The sequence below is a fragment of the Streptomyces sp. NBC_00341 genome (assembly GCF_041435055.1).
Lineage (GTDB): Bacteria > Actinomycetota > Actinomycetes > Streptomycetales > Streptomycetaceae > Streptomyces.
Map to the genome: position 1 here is coordinate 702,437 of NZ_CP108002.1, position 15,724 is coordinate 718,160.

At 70.4% G+C, this 15,724-nt stretch carries 13 protein-coding genes, 1 pseudogene and 1 riboswitch; of the genes and pseudogenes, 5 read left to right on the forward strand and 9 right to left on the reverse strand.

All coding sequences use genetic code 11. The features are described from left to right. Window positions 1-55: 55 nt before the first annotated feature. Complete coding sequence (locus OG892_RS03175; protein WP_073736077.1) at window positions 56-544, forward strand: potassium channel family protein; 489 nt, start codon at window positions 56-58, stop codon at window positions 542-544. Between the two features lie 423 nt (window positions 545-967). Next, a complete protein-coding gene (locus tag OG892_RS03180) occupies window positions 968-2,290 on the forward strand; it encodes a geranylgeranyl reductase family protein (protein WP_328867983.1) in 1,323 nt (440 codons plus the stop codon). 7 nt (window positions 2,291-2,297) lie between these two features. Here OG892_RS03180 and OG892_RS03185 read toward each other — a convergent pair whose 3' ends face one another. After that, complete coding sequence (locus OG892_RS03185) at window positions 2,298-3,104, reverse strand: GNAT family N-acetyltransferase (RefSeq protein ID WP_242436700.1); 807 nt, start codon at window positions 3,102-3,104, stop codon at window positions 2,298-2,300. A 117-nt stretch (window positions 3,105-3,221) separates the two neighbouring features. Continuing rightward, complete coding sequence (locus tag OG892_RS03190) at window positions 3,222-5,777, reverse strand: SpoIIE family protein phosphatase (protein ID WP_371628400.1); 2,556 nt, start codon at window positions 5,775-5,777, stop codon at window positions 3,222-3,224. 153 nt (window positions 5,778-5,930) lie between these two features. On the opposite strand from OG892_RS03190, the gene OG892_RS03195 reads away from it, so the two are divergent. After that, a complete protein-coding gene (locus OG892_RS03195; RefSeq protein ID WP_199884421.1) occupies window positions 5,931-6,101 on the forward strand; it encodes a hypothetical protein in 171 nt (56 codons plus the stop codon). A 156-nt stretch (window positions 6,102-6,257) separates the two neighbouring features. On the opposite strand, the gene OG892_RS03200 is transcribed toward OG892_RS03195, so the two are convergent. After that, on the reverse strand, window positions 6,258-6,446 hold the full coding sequence (locus OG892_RS03200) for an antitoxin (RefSeq protein ID WP_073736080.1): 189 nt from the start codon (window positions 6,444-6,446) through the stop codon (window positions 6,258-6,260). 192 nt (window positions 6,447-6,638) lie between these two features. Between OG892_RS03200 and OG892_RS03205 the strand changes: the two genes are divergently transcribed. After that, a complete protein-coding gene (locus OG892_RS03205) occupies window positions 6,639-8,282 on the forward strand; it encodes a GMC oxidoreductase (protein WP_371628401.1) in 1,644 nt (547 codons plus the stop codon). 113 nt (window positions 8,283-8,395) lie between these two features. Here OG892_RS03205 and OG892_RS03210 read toward each other — a convergent pair whose 3' ends face one another. The 3 genes from OG892_RS03210 to OG892_RS03220 form a co-directional block, all read right to left on the reverse strand. Then, window positions 8,396-8,875 carry a carboxymuconolactone decarboxylase family protein gene (locus tag OG892_RS03210; RefSeq protein WP_073736082.1) on the reverse strand — a complete coding sequence of 160 codons (480 nt, stop codon included), beginning with the start codon at window positions 8,873-8,875 and terminating at the stop codon, window positions 8,396-8,398. Then, on the reverse strand, window positions 8,872-9,951 hold the full coding sequence (locus tag OG892_RS03215) for a dihydrodipicolinate reductase (protein WP_073736083.1): 1,080 nt from the start codon (window positions 9,949-9,951) through the stop codon (window positions 8,872-8,874). The genes OG892_RS03210 and OG892_RS03215 overlap by 4 nt, the downstream gene beginning before the upstream one ends. A 192-nt stretch (window positions 9,952-10,143) precedes the next feature. Further along, the gene (locus OG892_RS03220; RefSeq protein ID WP_073736084.1) at window positions 10,144-11,058 is read right to left on the reverse strand and encodes a LysM peptidoglycan-binding domain-containing protein; all 915 of its coding nucleotides are present in this window, start codon (window positions 11,056-11,058) and stop codon (window positions 10,144-10,146) included. Between the two features lie 5 nt (window positions 11,059-11,063). Then, window positions 11,064-11,250, reverse strand: a riboswitch (cyclic di-AMP (ydaO/yuaA leader). 470 nt (window positions 11,251-11,720) lie between these two features. Here OG892_RS03220 and OG892_RS03225 point away from each other — a divergent pair. Beyond that, window positions 11,721-12,536 (forward strand): alpha/beta fold hydrolase, encoded by an 816-nt coding sequence (locus OG892_RS03225; RefSeq protein WP_371628402.1) that lies wholly within the window; start codon window positions 11,721-11,723, stop codon window positions 12,534-12,536. 53 nt (window positions 12,537-12,589) lie between these two features. Here OG892_RS03225 and OG892_RS03230 read toward each other — a convergent pair whose 3' ends face one another. From OG892_RS03230 to OG892_RS03240, 3 genes and pseudogenes are all read right to left on the reverse strand, one after another. Then, on the reverse strand, window positions 12,590-13,147 hold the full coding sequence (locus OG892_RS03230; RefSeq protein ID WP_371628403.1) for an FABP family protein: 558 nt from the start codon (window positions 13,145-13,147) through the stop codon (window positions 12,590-12,592). Window positions 13,148-13,374: 227 nt separating this feature from the next. After that, window positions 13,375-14,268: pseudogene (locus OG892_RS03235) on the reverse strand (transposase); the annotation flags it as partial. A gap of 294 nt (window positions 14,269-14,562) precedes the next feature. Continuing rightward, complete coding sequence (locus tag OG892_RS03240; protein ID WP_328867978.1) at window positions 14,563-15,720, reverse strand: epoxide hydrolase family protein; 1,158 nt, start codon at window positions 15,718-15,720, stop codon at window positions 14,563-14,565. Window positions 15,721-15,724 lie beyond the last annotated feature (4 nt).

Here is a 15,724-nt window from a genome sequence, read left to right on the forward strand (position 1 = left end):
CCCGCCGGTGCGCGCCCGTCGGTGGGCGCGGGCAGCGGCCGGGCATGATCCCGAAATGGTGCCTGTGTTCCTGACCAAGGCGGTCGAGCTGCTGCTCGGCCGGGAAGGCCGTTCGCTCCATCTGAAGGCGGTGGGCTGGGCGACGGTGCTCCTCGCGCTGACCTTGCTCGCCGGCTCCTGGGCGGTGCTCGCGGCGGAACAGCACGCCGGGCACGCCGCGACCATCACCAGCTATCCCCGGGCGCTGTGGTGGTCGGCGGAGACCGCGACGACCGTGGGGTACGGCGACTTCTACCCGGTCACCCTGTGGGGCCGGATCGTCGCTGTCGTGGTGATGGGCGTGGGCATCACCACCTACGGGATGGTCACAGCGGCTCTCGCCACCTGGTTCGTGGGGCACGAGCAGAGGCGTCGCCACCGGCTCGCCGCGGCGGCGGAACAGGGCGCGCGTCACGTCCGGGAGGAGACCGCCCAGCTGCTGCACGAACGCTTCGACCGGATCGAGCGGCTGCTCGCCGACGCGGGCCGCGGACCGCGGGAGTAGGCCGGGCCCGGTCACGGAAAGCGATCACCGGCCCCGCGGGGTGTGAACGGCACACCGCAGGGCATAGGTCGGGTGACCGGTAGGAGGTGGTGGCAATGGGCCGCATCAGGGTTGTCAGACGTCCCCAGCTTCCGTCGCGGCCGCCGCCGCTCGATCTGCGCACGCCGTCCGGGCGTCCGCTGCCGTACTGAACCGTCAGCGTCCACCTCTCGTCCCTTCACCACTTGTTCGTCCGTCTGTCCGCCCCGGGGCCGCACACCGTGCGGCCCCGGGGCGCGTCGCGGCGGCCGTACCGGACGAACCGGAATCCCGCACACCTCGCACGCATGATCACCCTGCCGCCCAGCGGTGCGAACCGGCAGGATGTCGGTGTACAGGGCTGCCCTGCCGGGCGGCTCCGGCCGCCCCAGGAAAGGGTTCCCGATGCGGGAAGCGCGCGCAGACCAGTCCCCGCCCGACGAACAGTCCCCCGGCGGCCCGGAGGAGGCGCAGGTGATCGTGGTGGGGGCGGGGCCGGCCGGCTCGTCCGCCGCCTTCCACCTCGCCCGCGCGGGCGTGGACGTGCTGCTCCTGGAGAAGTCCGGCTTCCCCCGGGAGAAGGTGTGCGGGGACGGCCTCACGCCGCGCGCGGTGCACCAGCTCATCCGGATGGGCGTCGACATCGACGCGCCGGGCTGGACGCGGTCGCGCGGGATGCGCTGGGTGACCGGGGACCGGCAGGTGCGGATCGACTGGCCCGCGCTGGGCGGCTACCCGGATTTCGGCCTCACCCGCAGCCGCCACGACTTCGACGACATCCTGGCCCGCCACGCCGTCGCCGCCGGGGCCCGGCTGCGTACCGGGGTGAAGGTGACGGAACCGGTGACCGACCGGGCCGGGCGGATCACCGGCGTGAGCGCGGTGTCCGGTAAGGCGGACCCGGTGGTGCACCGGGCGCCGGTCGTCATCGCCGCTGACGGAGCCTCCGCCCGGCTGGCCCTCGCGATGGGACTGCAACGGGACACCAGGCGCCAGATCGCCACGGCGGCCCGCCGCTACTACCGCAGCCCCGAACGCTCCCGGGAGGAGTATCTGGAGCTCTGGGCCGACCTCCGCTTTCCCAGGAGCGACCGCTTCCTGCCGGGGTACGGCTGGATCTTCCCGATGGGTGACGGGCGCGTCAACGTGGGACTCGGCGCGATCCCCCACCGCCGCCACGGCAAGCCCGATCTGCGGGCGACCCTGGACCAGTGGCTGGCCCGTACACCGCCCGAGTGGGGGCTCCGCGAGGAGAACGCCGAGGGGCCGGTGCGCAGCGCGGCGCTGCCGCTGGGCCTCAACCGCCATCCGCTGTACACCCGGGGCCTCCTCCTGGTCGGCGACTCCGGGGGCATGATCAGCCCGTGGAACGGTGAGGGCATCGGCCAGGCCCTGGAGGCCGGGGAGGTCGCCGCCGAGAGCGCCGCACTGGCCCTGGCGATGCCCGCGGGTCCCCGCCGGGAGCGGGCGCTGCACCACTACCCTGCGGAGATGAACCGGCGTTGGGGGCGCTACTACCGGCTGGGCAACACGGCCGCCGATCTCGTCTTCAGCCGGTCGGGGTTCCAGCCCGTCCTGAACCGGTACGTGATGGGCTCGCCGTTCCTGCTCAACACGCTGGCCAGGCTGCTCAGCAATCTGACGGACAACCCCTCGCGCGATGTGATCGACCATGTCCTCAACACCGCCGTACGTCTCGTTCCCGCCCCGAAGACGCGCCGGCGCTGAGGGCGCGTCAGGGGGACCAGACGTACGGGGTCGTCGTGGTGACCGCGTGCAGGCCCAGCCGGGTGAGGATCGGTGCGCTGTCGGCGGAGGCGTCCACGTAGAGGTAGGGGACCTCGCGGGCGGCGGCGAGTTGCGCGCGTCGGGCGACCAGCGCGCGGTAGATACCGCGCCCGCGCCACTCCTTGAGCGTGGAACCGCCCCAGAGGCCACCGAAGTCGGCTCCGTCCTTGAACACCAGCCAGGCGGCGCAGACGATTTCGGTACCCGCCTCTGCGGCGAGGACGACGGTGTTCTCCGGGGCGTTCTCGATGCGGGCGGCCAGGTCGTCCGCGAGCCAGCTCCAGTCCTCGCCCCAGACTGCGCTCTCCATGGCGGCGATCCGTTCGAGGTCGGCCTTGGCTGTGACGCGCCGGAGGACGACGCCGTCGGGCAGCACGGGATCGGCGGCGAGGGCGGCGGACTGCCCGATGAGCACGGTCTCGCTCTCCTCGGCGGTGAAGCCGGCCGCCGCGAGACGGTCGGTCAGGTCGGCGGGGAGATCGTGGGCGCGGGTCTTCCACTCGACCGCCTCACCGCGGGCGGCGTAGAAGTCACGCTGCCGCGCTATGAGTTCGTCGAGGGCCGCCCCGTCCACACCGAGGTCGCGCGGGCCCGTGACGAAGCCGCGGTGCCAGCCGACGACGCGGGTCAAGGGGCCGTCCGTCTCGATCCGGGCCGAGCCGCCGGGCGGGGTGACCCCACGCAACTGGGCGTCGTACGCGGTGCGGAGTTCATCGATCAGAGCGCCGGTCGGGCCGGCTGGAGGATTGTTCACCGGCCCCATCCTGCCTGGTGAAAGACTTCGGGACTACGCGTTTCGGCATTCGGTCGGTACGTGCGCAAGCCGCGTCGGCAGCGGGGCGGGTACCCCGGATACGCGCCTGAGCCGCGCTCACGGGGTCCGGGCCGTCCTGTCCGCGCCGCCGTCCGCGCTGTTCGTGTCGTCCGTCTCCTCCCAGCGGCCGGCGAGCAGCAGGGCGATGTCGTCAGGCCGGTCCGGGGCCTGTCTGGCCCGTGCGATCACGTGGTCCGCCGTGTCGGTCAGCGGGGCCGGACCGAAATCGGCGAGGATGCGGCGCAGCCGTTCGATGCCGACGTCGATGTCCGTTCCGGACTGCTCGACCATCCCGTCGGTGTACAGGGCGAGCATCGCGCCCGTGGCCAGGTGCAGTTCGCTGACGGGGTAGGCGGCGTCGGGCGCGACACCGAGCACGATTCCGCCCGACAGGTCCAGCACCTCGGCCGTGCCGTCCGGGTGGCGCAGCACGGGCTGCGGATGCCCGGCGCGCACGGCCTGCGCGATCCCGGTGGCCGGGTCCAGGACGATGTAGCAGCAGCTGGCGAACTGGCCGGGATCGAGGTCGATGAGGAGCCGGTTGGTGCCGCTCATCACCTCCTGCGGATCGTGTCCGCTGAGCGCGAAGGCCCTTACCGCGCTGCGTAGTTGGCCCATGGTGGCGGCCGCAGCGACGCCGTGTCCCTGGACGTCCCCGATGACCAGGGCCACCCGCTCGCCCGTCTCGATGACGTCGTACCAGTCGCCGCCGACGTCCATGCCCTGGGTGCCCGCGAGGTAGCGGCCGGCGGTGGCGACGTGATCGACGACGGGCAGCCGGTGCGGCAGCAGGACGTCCTGCAGTCCGCGGGCGAGGGCGGCCTCCGTGTCGTACCGCTGGGCCCGTTGCAGTGCCTGGGCGATGAGACCCGCCAGCGCGGTCAGGACGGTGCGATCCTCCGGGCTGAAACCGCGCGGCTGGTCGAAGCCGAGGATGCAGGAGCCGACATGCTGTCCGGAGGCGATCAGCGGCAGGAACGCGCGGGCGCCGACATCCGCGTCCATGGGGATGCCGGGGTAGGCGGCGCCCAGGTGCTGCATGGACTCGAAGAAGATCGGGCGGCCGGAGGTCAGCGTTTCCACACCGGGGATGCGGGCGTCCAGTCCGACGCCGTCGAATCCGTCGAGGAAGCCCTTGGGGAAGCCGGTCTCCCACTCCAGGTAGAGGCGGCCCTCCTTGAGCAGGTAGATCGCGAGCTGCCTGCCGCCGAACGCGGGCAGCAGCTCCTCCGTCACCACGGCGGAGACCTGCCGGGCGGTGACGGCCTCGGTCAGCGCGATGGCCAGCGCGACCGGCCGGTAGAGCGCGGCGGAGCGGTCGGCGGGGGAACCGAGGCCCAGCCCCGGCGAGGACACGGAGCCCGGCGCGTAGGAGGGTTCCTCGGTGGGGGTGAGTACGGCCGTCAGCCCTTCGTGGCCGGGGTACAGGGAGATCGCGAGCCAGGGGGGCGGGTTGCGCCGGGCGAGGAAGTGGACCGGCTCGTCGGAGATCATGGCGGACCGGTAGTGGTCCTCGTACGCGGGGTTGGCGAACCACGGAAGGACTTCCCAGAGCACCCGCCCGACCAGCTCGGACCTGGCGTGGCCGAGGAGCTGCTCGGCCAGGTCGTTGAGGTAGGTGATCCGGCCGAAGCGGTCCAGCGAGAAGATGCCCCGCGGCAGCCGGTCGGCCGCCTCCGGAACGACCGGGCCGATGCCGAGGTCCACCAGGAATCCGGTCAGATGGCTCGCCGCGCCGGGCCCGGCCGCGCCGTCCCGGCGGCCCGAGACCTCCAGCAGGTGCGAGCGGCCGTCGGGGCCGCGCAGCCGCATCCTGCGTACGACGGGGCCGCCCGAACCCGCCGCCTGGCGGGCCAGGGCCCACAGTCCGTAGACGTCCTCCGGAGCCAGTCGCGCGGCCAGCGCGTCGATCGTGCCCGGGAACTCGGCGGGCTCGGTGCCGAGGATCGCGCACAGTTCGGCGTCGGCGCCGACGGCGCCGCTGGCCAGGTCCCAGTCGAAGCGGCCGATCCGTACGGGCGGCGAGCTGCCCGCGGGCAGCTGGACGGGGAGCGGCTCCTCGTCCCAGCGCGGTTCCGTACCGGCGGACGCCAGCTCCGTCAGTGCGGTCCCCAGCTCTTCGGCGACCGTGCCGAGCCTGCGCCGTTCCGCGGTTCCCACCGGCTTCCCGGGCGTCGCCGGACGCAGGATCGTCAGGACCCCGACCGGTTCGCCGCCGCACCTGACCGGCACGTACAGGGAGCCGAACGGGAACGGCAGGCCCGCCATCAGCTGCGGGTAGCGGCGCATGGCCTCCTCGGGGTCGGCGAGGTGGACGGCCTGGCCCCTGCGGAAGGCGTCGGCCACCGGGAACGGGCGGTTCACATGCATCCGCCACCAGGGGCGGAACAGCGGTCCGGGCAGTCCCGCCAGCACCGCCAGCCGCAGCAGTCCCGGTGTGCGGGAGCGGAGGAAGGCCCCGCCCGCCTGTCCGCCCGCGGCCTCGACCCCGTTCACGACGGCCTGGGCGAGCACCAGGGACAGTTCGTCCGGCGCCCGGCCGTCCTTCAGTCTCCCGGGCACACCGGCGCCCTCGCTGAGCGGAGCACCCCGGGCCGCGCCGTACCAGGTCACCTACCCAGCATGCTCCCGGGCGGCCGTGCTCCGCACTTCAGACAGGGGCACCACGGAACAGCGAGCACCCTATGCACATAAATGCACCCTTTACACTTGTATGCGAGTGTGAAAGGCGGCCCATCGTCCGACATCCGCACAGGAGGCACGATCATGGGCAAGAAGCAGAGCCGGCACAACCGTGGCGCCCGCAGCGGCGGCCATGAGCACTCCGCGACCGCGGAGCCCAAGGAACAGACGAGCACCGCGCCCGCGCCCGAAGGGGTGAAGGCGATCTCGGAACAGGTCTCGCACAGGCGTGAGCGCAAGTTCGGCCACAACTGACCTGCGCCACGACCGGAGTCACGTCCGAACGAAGTCGCCCCGAACGAAGCGCAAATCGAAGAAGTCTCCTACGAACGAACGGAGCGGCGGTCGCCATCGATGGCGACCGCCGCTCCGTTGCGACCGTGCGAGGGTTGTCGGGACGTCCGGGCCGCTCTACCGGTCATCGGCGGGCGGCCGCTTGTCGCCGAGCTGGTCATTGAGCTTCTGCTGGGCGGAGTCGACCTGGCCGCCGTACTTGCCACCCGTCTTCTTGTCGACGATGTCGCCGCCCTTCTCGACTCCCTGGCGGGCCTGGTCCGGGTGCCCCTTCATCAGGTCCTTGATCTTGTCGAGCATGCTCATGACTGTCCTCCTCATGGAACGCTGACCCTCCCAGCATCCACGCGGGGCCCGGGTGCCGCACCTGGAGGCGGCGGGCGGGCGACATCCGGCGGGCGGTCCGACCTCAGAGAAATTACTCGCAGGTATGTAGTGACTTCTTGCGCGAGCGACAGTAGAACTCGTTCCCATTCGATCGAGAGTGAGGAACGTCACATGACGGACTCAAGCTTACCCGACAAGGGATCGAGCGGTGTCTCGCGTCGCAGATTCATCGCTAGAACAAGTTTCATAGTGGGGGCTGCGGCCCTCTCCGGACACGCCACCGTCGCCCAGGCGGCGAGTCGCGCCCGAGCCACGGTGATCGGCAGCGGTGAGCACGTTCCGGTCCTGGTGATCGGCACCGGGTACGGCGGCTCCGTGGCCGCCCTGCGGCTCGCCCGCGCGGGCATCAAGGTGCACATGGTCGAGATGGGCATGTCCTGGGACAGCCCCGGCTCCGACGGCAAGATCTTCGCCAACACGACGAGCCCCGACGGCCGCTCGTACTGGCTGCGCACCAAGACCAAGCAGCCCCTCAGCAACTTCTTCGGCATCCCCATCGACCGCTCGATCCCCCGCTACACCGGAATCCTGGACGCCGAGGACTTCAGCGGCATCACGGTCTACCAGGGGCGCGGCGTCGGCGGCGGCTCACTGGTCAACGGCGGCATGGCCGTCACCCCGAAGCGGGAGAACTTCGGCGCCGTCCTCCCCACGGTCAACGCCGACGAGATGTACTCCACCTACTACCCGCGCGCCAACTCCGGCCTCGGCGTCGGCACCGTGGACCCGGCCTGGTTCGACAGCGTCGACTGCTACAAGTACGCCCGGGTCGGCCGCAAGCAGGCCCAGCGCTCAGGCTTCCCGTTCGTCTTCGTGCCCGACGTGTACGACTGGGACTACATGGAGCAGGAGGCGGCCGGCACCGTACCCAAGTCGGCACTGGCGGGTGAGATCCTCTACGGCAACAACTACGGCAAGAAGTCGCTGCAGAAGACCTACCTCGCCCAGGTCATGGCGACCGGAAACGTCACCATCTCGCCCCTGCACAAGGTGACCTCGGTCTCTCCGGCGTCGGCCGGCGGCTACACCGTCGTCATTGACCAGCTGCGCACCGACGGGAGCACAGAGGCCACCAAGACGGTGACCGCGGACAAGGTGTTCTTCGCGGCCGGCAGCGTCGGCACGAGCAAACTGCTGACCGAGCTGAAGGCGACCGGCAAGCTGCCCGCCCTCAACGACGAGATCGGCAAGGGCTGGGGCGACAACGGCAACGTCATGTGCGGCCGCGCCAACCACCTGTGGGACCCGACCGGCGCGGTCCAGTCGAGCATCCCCTGCGGCGGCATCGACAACTGGGCCGCCGGCGGCGCGTTCGCCGAGGTCGCGCCGCTGCCGACCGGGATCGAGACGTTCGCCTCGTTCTACCTGTCGATCACGAAGAACCCGAACCGGGCCCAGTTCTCATGGAACCCCGCGACGGGCAAGGTCGACCTGGACTGGCAGACGGCGTGGAAGCAGCCGTCCATCGACATGGCCAAGACGATCTTCGACAAGATCAACGCGAAGGAGGGGACGATCTACCGGACGGACCTCTTCGGTGTGTACAAGATCTGGGGCGACCACCTCACCTACCACCCCCTCGGAGGCGCGGTGCTGGACAGGGCCACCGACAACTACGGTCGCCTGCACGGGTATACGGGCCTGTACGTGATCGACGGCGCGCTGATCCCCGGCAACACCAGCGTCAACCCGTTCGTCACCATCACGGCACTCGCCGAACGGAACATCGAGAAGATCATCGCCACCGATCTGTGACACCGGCCCGACGCGGCAGACCGGCCAGGAGGAGATGAAGGGACGGGTCTCCTCCTGGGTACGCCCCGGGCCCGGGGGCACAACGGACGGGCCCGGGGCGTCCTGCTCACGGTTCAGTGGCCGGGCAGCACGCACACGGCGTCGAGACCCAGTACGTGGTTGAGGCGGCCGAACGCCAGCCAGGAGCCGATGCTCATGCTCAGCTCGACGATCTCGCGCTGGCTGTAGTGCGCGGTCATCCGGGTCCAGAACTCCTCGTCCAGACCGTGGTGGTCCAGCGCGTACCGTTCCGCGTACTCGGCGGCCAGCCGGGTCCGGTCGTCGAAGGCCTCGGCGGTGCGCCACTCGTCCACCGCGTCGGCGAACTCCTCCTCGACCTTCTCGCCGTCCCGTTCCGTGCGCCAGTCCAGGCAGAACAGGCACCCGTTGATCTGGGCGATCCGCAGCCGGGCGGCCTCGAACTCCCGCAGGCCCAGTGAGGTGTGCTCGTACACCGACAGGGAGAAGTTCGCGGCGGCCATCCCGATTCCGGGGACCATGTCGCCCCACACGTATCCGATCGGCTCCTGGCCCTCGGGGATGTCGATGATCATGACTGCTTCCTTCCGAGCCGGCCGGCTGCGGGGCGCAGGGGGACGTCGAGTGCGTCGTAGAGTCCGGGTTCCGCGTCCACCAGCCAGTCGATGGCGTTCACCAGCCGGCCGACCGCGGTGGCGTTGCCGCCCGCCGAGCGGTTCTCGTCCTCGTCGGTGGCCTCGACGGTGACCTCGATGCGCGGACGGCCCTCGATGATCACGCGGTGCGCACCTGCGCCGTCGGGCGGCGACGGCCAGTCCGGGGCGCAGGACGGGTGGATGCGGGTGACGTGCTCGATGACGATGCGGGGCTCGCCCTCGACGATGCCCTGCACCTCGAACCGCACCGCGCCCTGGGTGCCCGCCTCGAACACGCCCATGGTCCGGGTGGTGACCGTCGTCTCCAGCGGCCGCCGGGCCATGGTCTCGCGGATGTCGTCGAGCTCCACGCCCAGCGCCCTGGCCATCAGCCGCAGCTGCCCGCCCCACACCATCGTCGGGACGGAGGCCGCGAGCATCAGCGGCTCGTACTCCATGGGGTGTCCCATGCCGATCAGGTCACGGACCGCGTCGGGCTGGTCATAGGTGGAGTAGTCGAAGATCTCCTGGCAGCGGATCGCGTCGACCGTGCTGCCGAGTCCGCTGATCATCAGGGGCAGCACGTCGTTGCCCCAGCCGGGGTCGACGCCGGAGACGAACAGTGAGCCGCCGCCGTCCGCGACAGCGGCCAGGACCGGTTCGCGCAGCTCGGGCGGGGCGCTCCGCTGGTCGTAGAGGGCGTACAGGGCGGGGGTGACGACCACCGCCCCGGTCCGGACGGCCCTGGTGATGTCGGCGAGGGCCTCGTCGGGGCGGATGTCCCCCGAGGCCGCGTACACCACCGCGCCGGGAGCGGTGGCCAGCACCGCGTCGATGTCGTCGGTCGCCGCGACGCCCAGATCGCGGCCGGTCCCGGCGAGGTCGCCCGCGTCGCGGCCCACCTTGCCCGGGTCGTGAACAAGCACATGCGCCAGATTCAGGGCCGGATGGGCCTCGACGGCGCGGATGGCCGCGCGGCCGACATTGCCGGTTCCCCAGACCACCGTGGAAATCATGCGGCGGAGGGTAGCGCGCGGGATGAAAGGTTCATAGTGCCATCGCGCACCCGGTTGCGAGGCGGCCGGAGCAGGCCGGGAGCCCGCTGCGGGCCGCAGGGGCTGTAAGGCACGCGAAAGGGGTGGGAGGGAGCCGTGTGACTCCTTCCCACCCCTGCGCCCGGCTCCTCCCGAAGGCGGAGCGGGGGTATGTCAGTAGGCGCCGAAGACGTTGTCGATCGAGCCGTAGGTGGCCGCGGCGTAGTTGCACGCGGCGGTGATGTTGGCGACCGGGTCGAGGATGTCCGTCGACGTACCGGCCACGTGGTAGGCCTCGAAGGTGGGCTGGATCACCTGGAGGAGACCCTTGGAGGGCGTGCCGGCGACGGCGTTCGAGTCCCAGTTGTTCACGATCTGCGGGTTGCCGGAGGACTCGCGGATCACGTTGCGGTAGATGCTGTCGTAGCTGCCCGGGATGCCGTTCTGGGCCATCACGGCGAGCGACTCCTTGATCCAGCCGTCGAGGTCGTCGGTGTACGCCGTCGCGGCCTGCGCGGGAGCGGTGGCCGCGGTCTCGGTGGCGGTGGTCCCGGTGGTCTTCTCCGCGACGGGCACGACCGTCCGCTGGGAGCGGTCGGCGCGGTCGGTCCCCTCGGACCGGTCGGACGACTGGGCGGCGTCGGTCGCGGGCTTCGCCTCGGTCGCGGGCTTTGCCTTCGATTCGGCGGTGGGAGCCGCCTTCGGCGCTACGGCAACGGACTTGGCACCGATGGTCAGCTTGAGGCCCGGGTGAATCAGGTCGGGGTTTCCACCGACCGTACTCCGGTTGTCCTGGTAGAGCCGCTCCCAGCCACCGCTGAGGGAATGCCCCCGGGCGATCTTGGAAAGCGAATCGCCGGAGACCACGGAATAGACGGTGGACTCCGCCTTGTGGGCCGCAATTCCCTTGGCAGCAAAGGGGGTCGAGGACGCCGACTTTTCCGCGACGGTGGGGTGTGCCGGTGCGGCAGAAGCCGATCCGGCCCCGATCAGGGGGAGCGCGAGAACGACTCCGCCCGTGCTCACGGCGATGAAACCGCGGGTCAGGGTGGTGGACTTGAAACGACGGTACTTACCCGTGATGGGCATGGCGCATTTCCTCTCCGCCGCCTGCGAGGTGAGCTGTCGGGTTCGGACTGGAGATGTCCGGCCGCACGTGATGGCGACTTAACCCCTAGCCGCTCCGGATTCCGGACCGGCAGTAAACCTGGGTCCCCCGCTCCTGCCGTACGTGAGTGGGTCGGGTTCCCGGACGGCGGCAGGATTCGGCGTTCCGTCCGGATTGACGGTGACCGTAAGCGAAAAACGCCGGAGGAAACAAGCCCGGAATTCTTGATCCCAATTGATTCGCAAGATCAATTAAAGGAAATGCTCAGCATCAGACCCTTCAGGGGAAGTCAACTTTCTTGGCGCGACAGGGAACCGAGGCCGGACGCATCGCATCACGGGCCGGAAAGGTGACGCTGGCCACTGAGCCCGAAAAGGGTGATTTGCTCAATATTCATAGTCTTTGGGCTATGAAAAGGGAGACCTTAATATCCTATTCATAGACTATTGATGATCTTTACGACTAGCCACCCAATCGGGACATTTCGCCAAGCCCGACAGTTGCGGCACCCGCGACTCCGCACCTCCGCCGACACGGCGTCGCACAACTGCATCTCTATTGATGCATCGAAATAGATGTACTAGGGTGTGGTGCATCGACCGGCGCCCGTGGCGCCGCCCACCCCCGCGACAGGGAGAACCTGATGTTCCTCGACACCGATGGCGCCACGCTCTACTACGAAGTCCGCGGCTCCGGCCCCCTGCTGCTCGTCTCCCAGAGCGGTGAGGGCGATGCCGATCGCAGCACCGACCTGGTCGACCGGCTCGTGGACAGCTGGACCGTGGTCACCTACGACCGCCGGGGCCTCTCCCGCAGCACGCTCGACGATCCCGGACAGCGCATCACCATGGCGCAGCACGCCGACGACGTGCACCGGCTGCTGGCCGAACTGGCCGATGAGCCCGCCCTGATGCTCGGGTGCAGCATGGGCGCCGCCATCGGGCTGCATCTGGCGATCACCCACCCCGAACAGCTCGGGCTGCTCGTGGCGCACGACCCGGTCGCACCGCCCCTGCTGCCCACCGGAGAGCGCGAGCGACACCGCGCCGAGCTGGCGCATCTTCAGGATGTCTACCGCGACGGCGGTCTGGCAGCGGCCTTCCCCGAGATCGCCCGGGTCCTCGGCATCGATCCGGCGCGCCAGGAGACCGAGCCGGAGCTCACACCGATGCCGCTCACCCCGCGCCGTGTCGCCAACTTCGGCTTCTTCATCGAGCGCGACTTCACCGCGGTCATCGAATCCGAGCTCGACCGGGAAGCGCTGCGGGCGACTCCCGTACGTATCGTGCCCGCGAGCGGCAGCACCACGGCGTCATCCGTCTTCGTCGGACAGTGCGCACAGAGCCTCGCCGAGCTGGTCGGCCGGGAGGTCGTCCCGTTCCCCGGCGGGCACAACGGCAACACCACGCATCCGCGGGCGTTCGCGGCGCGGCTGCGGAACGTGCTGTCCGGGGTATGAGCGGGGGCGCCGCCGGACGGGACGACGGCAGGCGCCCCGTCCCGGCGAGCGGATCAGTGCGGCCGGCTGCCGCCCTCGCGCCGGAGCCGCGCCGAAAGGTGGTGCTGGAGCGGCCGGCCGACCGCCGCGAGGTCGTGGACGAATTCGAGCGTGCCGTCGTCCGTCAGCGTGTAGCGGCGGCGGGTGGCGCTGACCTCCTTGGCGGTGGGCGCGAGAGCGACCTGATGGGTGGCGAGGTCGGCCGCGCCGTCGGCCGCACGGCCCGTCAGGATCTCCGCGACACCGGTGGGCTGAGTGATCAGCGCCTCCACCCGCCCGTCCTCCTGCATCCGCCACCAGCCGCTCTCCCGTGCGGACGGCCGCAGCGGGGCGCCGTCCGCGTCGAGCAGCCAGGCGCGCGCCTCGTAATGGAGGAAGGGCCGCCCGTCGTGGCTGAAGGTCACCTGCTGCGCGTACCGGAACTCCTCGGCGAGCGTCGGGTACTCACCGCTGCCCCGTCCGGCCCAGGTACCCAGGAACCCGCTCAACGGTGCGAGCAGAGCGTGCGGGGCAGGCGCTGCGTCCGGCCGGAACGCGTCGGGATACGGGTGCTGCTGGGCGGGGTCGAACATCTTGCGCGCTCCTGGGTCGGGGACGGTGCCGGTTGGCAGCCTAGGGCCTGTCGTCAAACTGCCGTCGTCGCCCGAAGGGCGGCCGCGCGCCGCATGGTGCGTGCGATCGCAAGGCGCCGGAATGGTCTCGTAGCGGAGCTACTTGGCCATTTCGGCAACGCCGCGAGCGTGCGTGCCATGCGCCGCGCGGCAGACGTCAGTTTGACGACAGGCCCTCAGCTTGTCTTCTATCCAGTTCGCCGCGGCTTGGTGCCAACCTTGTGGTGGGCGGGCCGCTGGTAGATCTGACCGGTGGCGAGGACTCGTCCCACGTCATGCCGGGTGGCGGGTCGCCCGTTCTTCGTCCCTGGTGGCCGGCCGGGGCGGGGGCGGGAGGGTTTCGGCGCACCGGCTGGGGTGGCGGCCGTTGGACGGATGTTCCGGAACCCCCGCCGGACACGGGCCGGGGTGAGACGTTCGGGCGGGGCTGGCTTCTCCCGGGGATGCCGGAGGTCCCGAGCCAGCGGACGAGCGAGGCGGAGGTGGGTGTGGGCAGCGACGATCACCCAGGTCCACCGGTCGGCGGCTTCCGGGTTCCGAAGACGGGGAGCGGTCCAGCCCAGGGTTTGCCTCATCATCCTGAAGGTGTGCTCGACGTCGAACCGTCGCAGGAACGCCTGCCAGCATCGGTCGACCTCGCTGGCGGTGGCGCCGGCCCTGGACCACCACAGCCACACCGGCTTCGGCTCGGCGCCGGACGGCAGGCGGGAGACCTCCAGCCGGATCACAGTGCCCTCGATGAGCGGCAGTTCGTCGGCGTGGTCCAGCCAGGCGGCTCGGCGCGTAAGCCGCGGGTGCAGCCGGTCCCAGGCCCGTGCGGTCGCCTTCCCGTACCGGTGGGTGTCCGAGACGGTCACCACGTGCTCCTCGCCCCAGGTGTCCGGTCGACCGAAGACGAACTCGCCGCCGTGCTTCGGAGGGCTGCCGCCCTTGGGGTCGTAGACCCGTGGTGGAGTCGGGCGGCGCATCACCCGGTCCGACCGAGTCCGGCCCAGGATCTCGACGGGCAAGTCGGACAGCAGGTGAGCCAACCGTGGGGCGTCGTAGCCGGCATCGAGCACGACCAGGACGTGTGGATCGCCGTCCGCGTCGTTCATCTGGGCATGCGTGGCGAACCGGAGTGGGCGTGGGCTCGCGTCAGCCAGCATCCCCCGGCCGACAGGCGGCCGTCCTCTCCATCCTCGCCGCCTACCTCAACTACCACTTCGCGGGCCTGGACCCGCTCACCCTCGCGGCTACGGAGTAGTCCACGACGGAGCAGACCGCAAAAGACAAGTGCCTGTGTCTGAACCTCGGTCGGGACTGTAAAACGTACGTTTTACAGTCCCGACGGTGGGTGTCGTTCACGAGGCGGGCCGCAAGACGCGGCCCCGCCGTCACGCCGGAGCGTGGGCGAATGCCACACGGGTCTCCGCGCAGAAGGCTTCGGGCACTTCGAGCATCGGGAAGTGGCCCCCGCGCTCGGCCACGCTCCAGTAGCGCAGGTCGCGGTAGCGTTCCTCGACCCATGAGCGGGGCAGCTTCTGAAGGTCGCGCGGGAAGACCGTCACGGCAGCCGGCACCGTCACGGGAATGTTCTGGTCCGGCATGCCGAGACCGCGGAAGCTCTCCCAGTACAGCCGGGCCGCGGACGCACCGGTGCGGGTGAACCAGTACAGCGAGACGTCGTCGAGGATGCGGTCCCGGGACACCGCCTCCTCGGGGTTGGTCTCCGAGTCGGAGAACTCGAAGAACTTCTCCGCGATCCAGGCGAGCTGGGCGGTCGGCGAGTCGACCAGCGCGTATCCGATCGTCTGCGGGCTTGTGGACTGCTGGAGCGCGTAGGCGCGCCCCGAGCGCCCGAACTCGGCGTACTCCTCGAGCCAGCGCCGCTCGGTCGGCGTGAGGGTGGTGTCGTCGAATCCGTCGGGGCGCGGAGCCCACGGCACAAGGGTGTGCATCATAGAAACCCGCTCGGGGTGGCGCACGGCGATCGTGATCGTGACCATGGCGCCCCAGTCGCCGCCCTGAACGAGGAAACGGTCGTGGCCGAGCCGGGCCATCAGCGAGACCCAGGCGTCGGCGATGCGCTCGATGCCCCACCCCGCATCGGCCGGCTTCTCGGAGTACCCGAATCCGGGCAGGGACGGGATGACGAGGTGGAAGGCGGGCTCGCCCTCGCCCGGCTCGGTGAGCGCGTCGATCACGTCGAGGGTCTCGACGACCGAGCCCGGCCAACCGTGCGTGATCAGCAGCGGACGAGCATCCGGTCGTGAGGACCGGACATGGAGGAAGTGGATGCCGAGGCCGTCGACGACCGTGTGCGACTGTCCGCGCGAGGCCAGCTCGCCCTCCAGGCGCCGCCAGTCGTACTCGTCGCGCCAGTAGCGGATGAGCTCGGTGAGGTAGTCGAGGGGGATGCCCTGTGCCCAGCCGGGCGCCGTCTCCTGTTCAGGGAGCCGGGCTCGGCTGAGGCGTTCTCTCAGGTCGTTGATCTCGTGATCCGGTACCACGGGTCGGAATGGGGTGATCTCCGTATTCCGTCGGTCGGTCATGGGG

Bases quoted from the DNA above. Each gene is read 5' to 3' on its own strand.
- OG892_RS03175 (WP_073736077.1), top strand. From the start codon at position 56: ATGGTGCCTGTGTTCCTGACCAAGGCGGTCGAGCTGCTGCTCGGCCGG.
- OG892_RS03180 (WP_328867983.1), top strand. From the start codon at position 968: ATGCGGGAAGCGCGCGCAGACCAGTCCCCGCCCGACGAACAGTCCCCC.
- OG892_RS03195 (WP_199884421.1), top strand. From the start codon at position 5,931: ATGGGCAAGAAGCAGAGCCGGCACAACCGTGGCGCCCGCAGCGGCGGC.
- OG892_RS03200 (WP_073736080.1), bottom strand. From the start codon at position 6,446: ATGAGCATGCTCGACAAGATCAAGGACCTGATGAAGGGGCACCCGGAC.
- OG892_RS03205 (WP_371628401.1), top strand. From the start codon at position 6,639: ATGACGGACTCAAGCTTACCCGACAAGGGATCGAGCGGTGTCTCGCGT.
- OG892_RS03210 (WP_073736082.1), bottom strand. From the start codon at position 8,875: ATGATCATCGACATCCCCGAGGGCCAGGAGCCGATCGGATACGTGTGG.
- OG892_RS03215 (WP_073736083.1), bottom strand. From the start codon at position 9,951: ATGATTTCCACGGTGGTCTGGGGAACCGGCAATGTCGGCCGCGCGGCC.
- OG892_RS03220 (WP_073736084.1), bottom strand. From the start codon at position 11,058: ATGCCCATCACGGGTAAGTACCGTCGTTTCAAGTCCACCACCCTGACC.
- OG892_RS03225 (WP_371628402.1), top strand. From the start codon at position 11,721: ATGTTCCTCGACACCGATGGCGCCACGCTCTACTACGAAGTCCGCGGC.
- OG892_RS03230 (WP_371628403.1), bottom strand. From the start codon at position 13,147: ATGTTCGACCCCGCCCAGCAGCACCCGTATCCCGACGCGTTCCGGCCG.
- OG892_RS03240 (WP_328867978.1), bottom strand. From the start codon at position 15,720: ATGACCGACCGACGGAATACGGAGATCACCCCATTCCGACCCGTGGTA.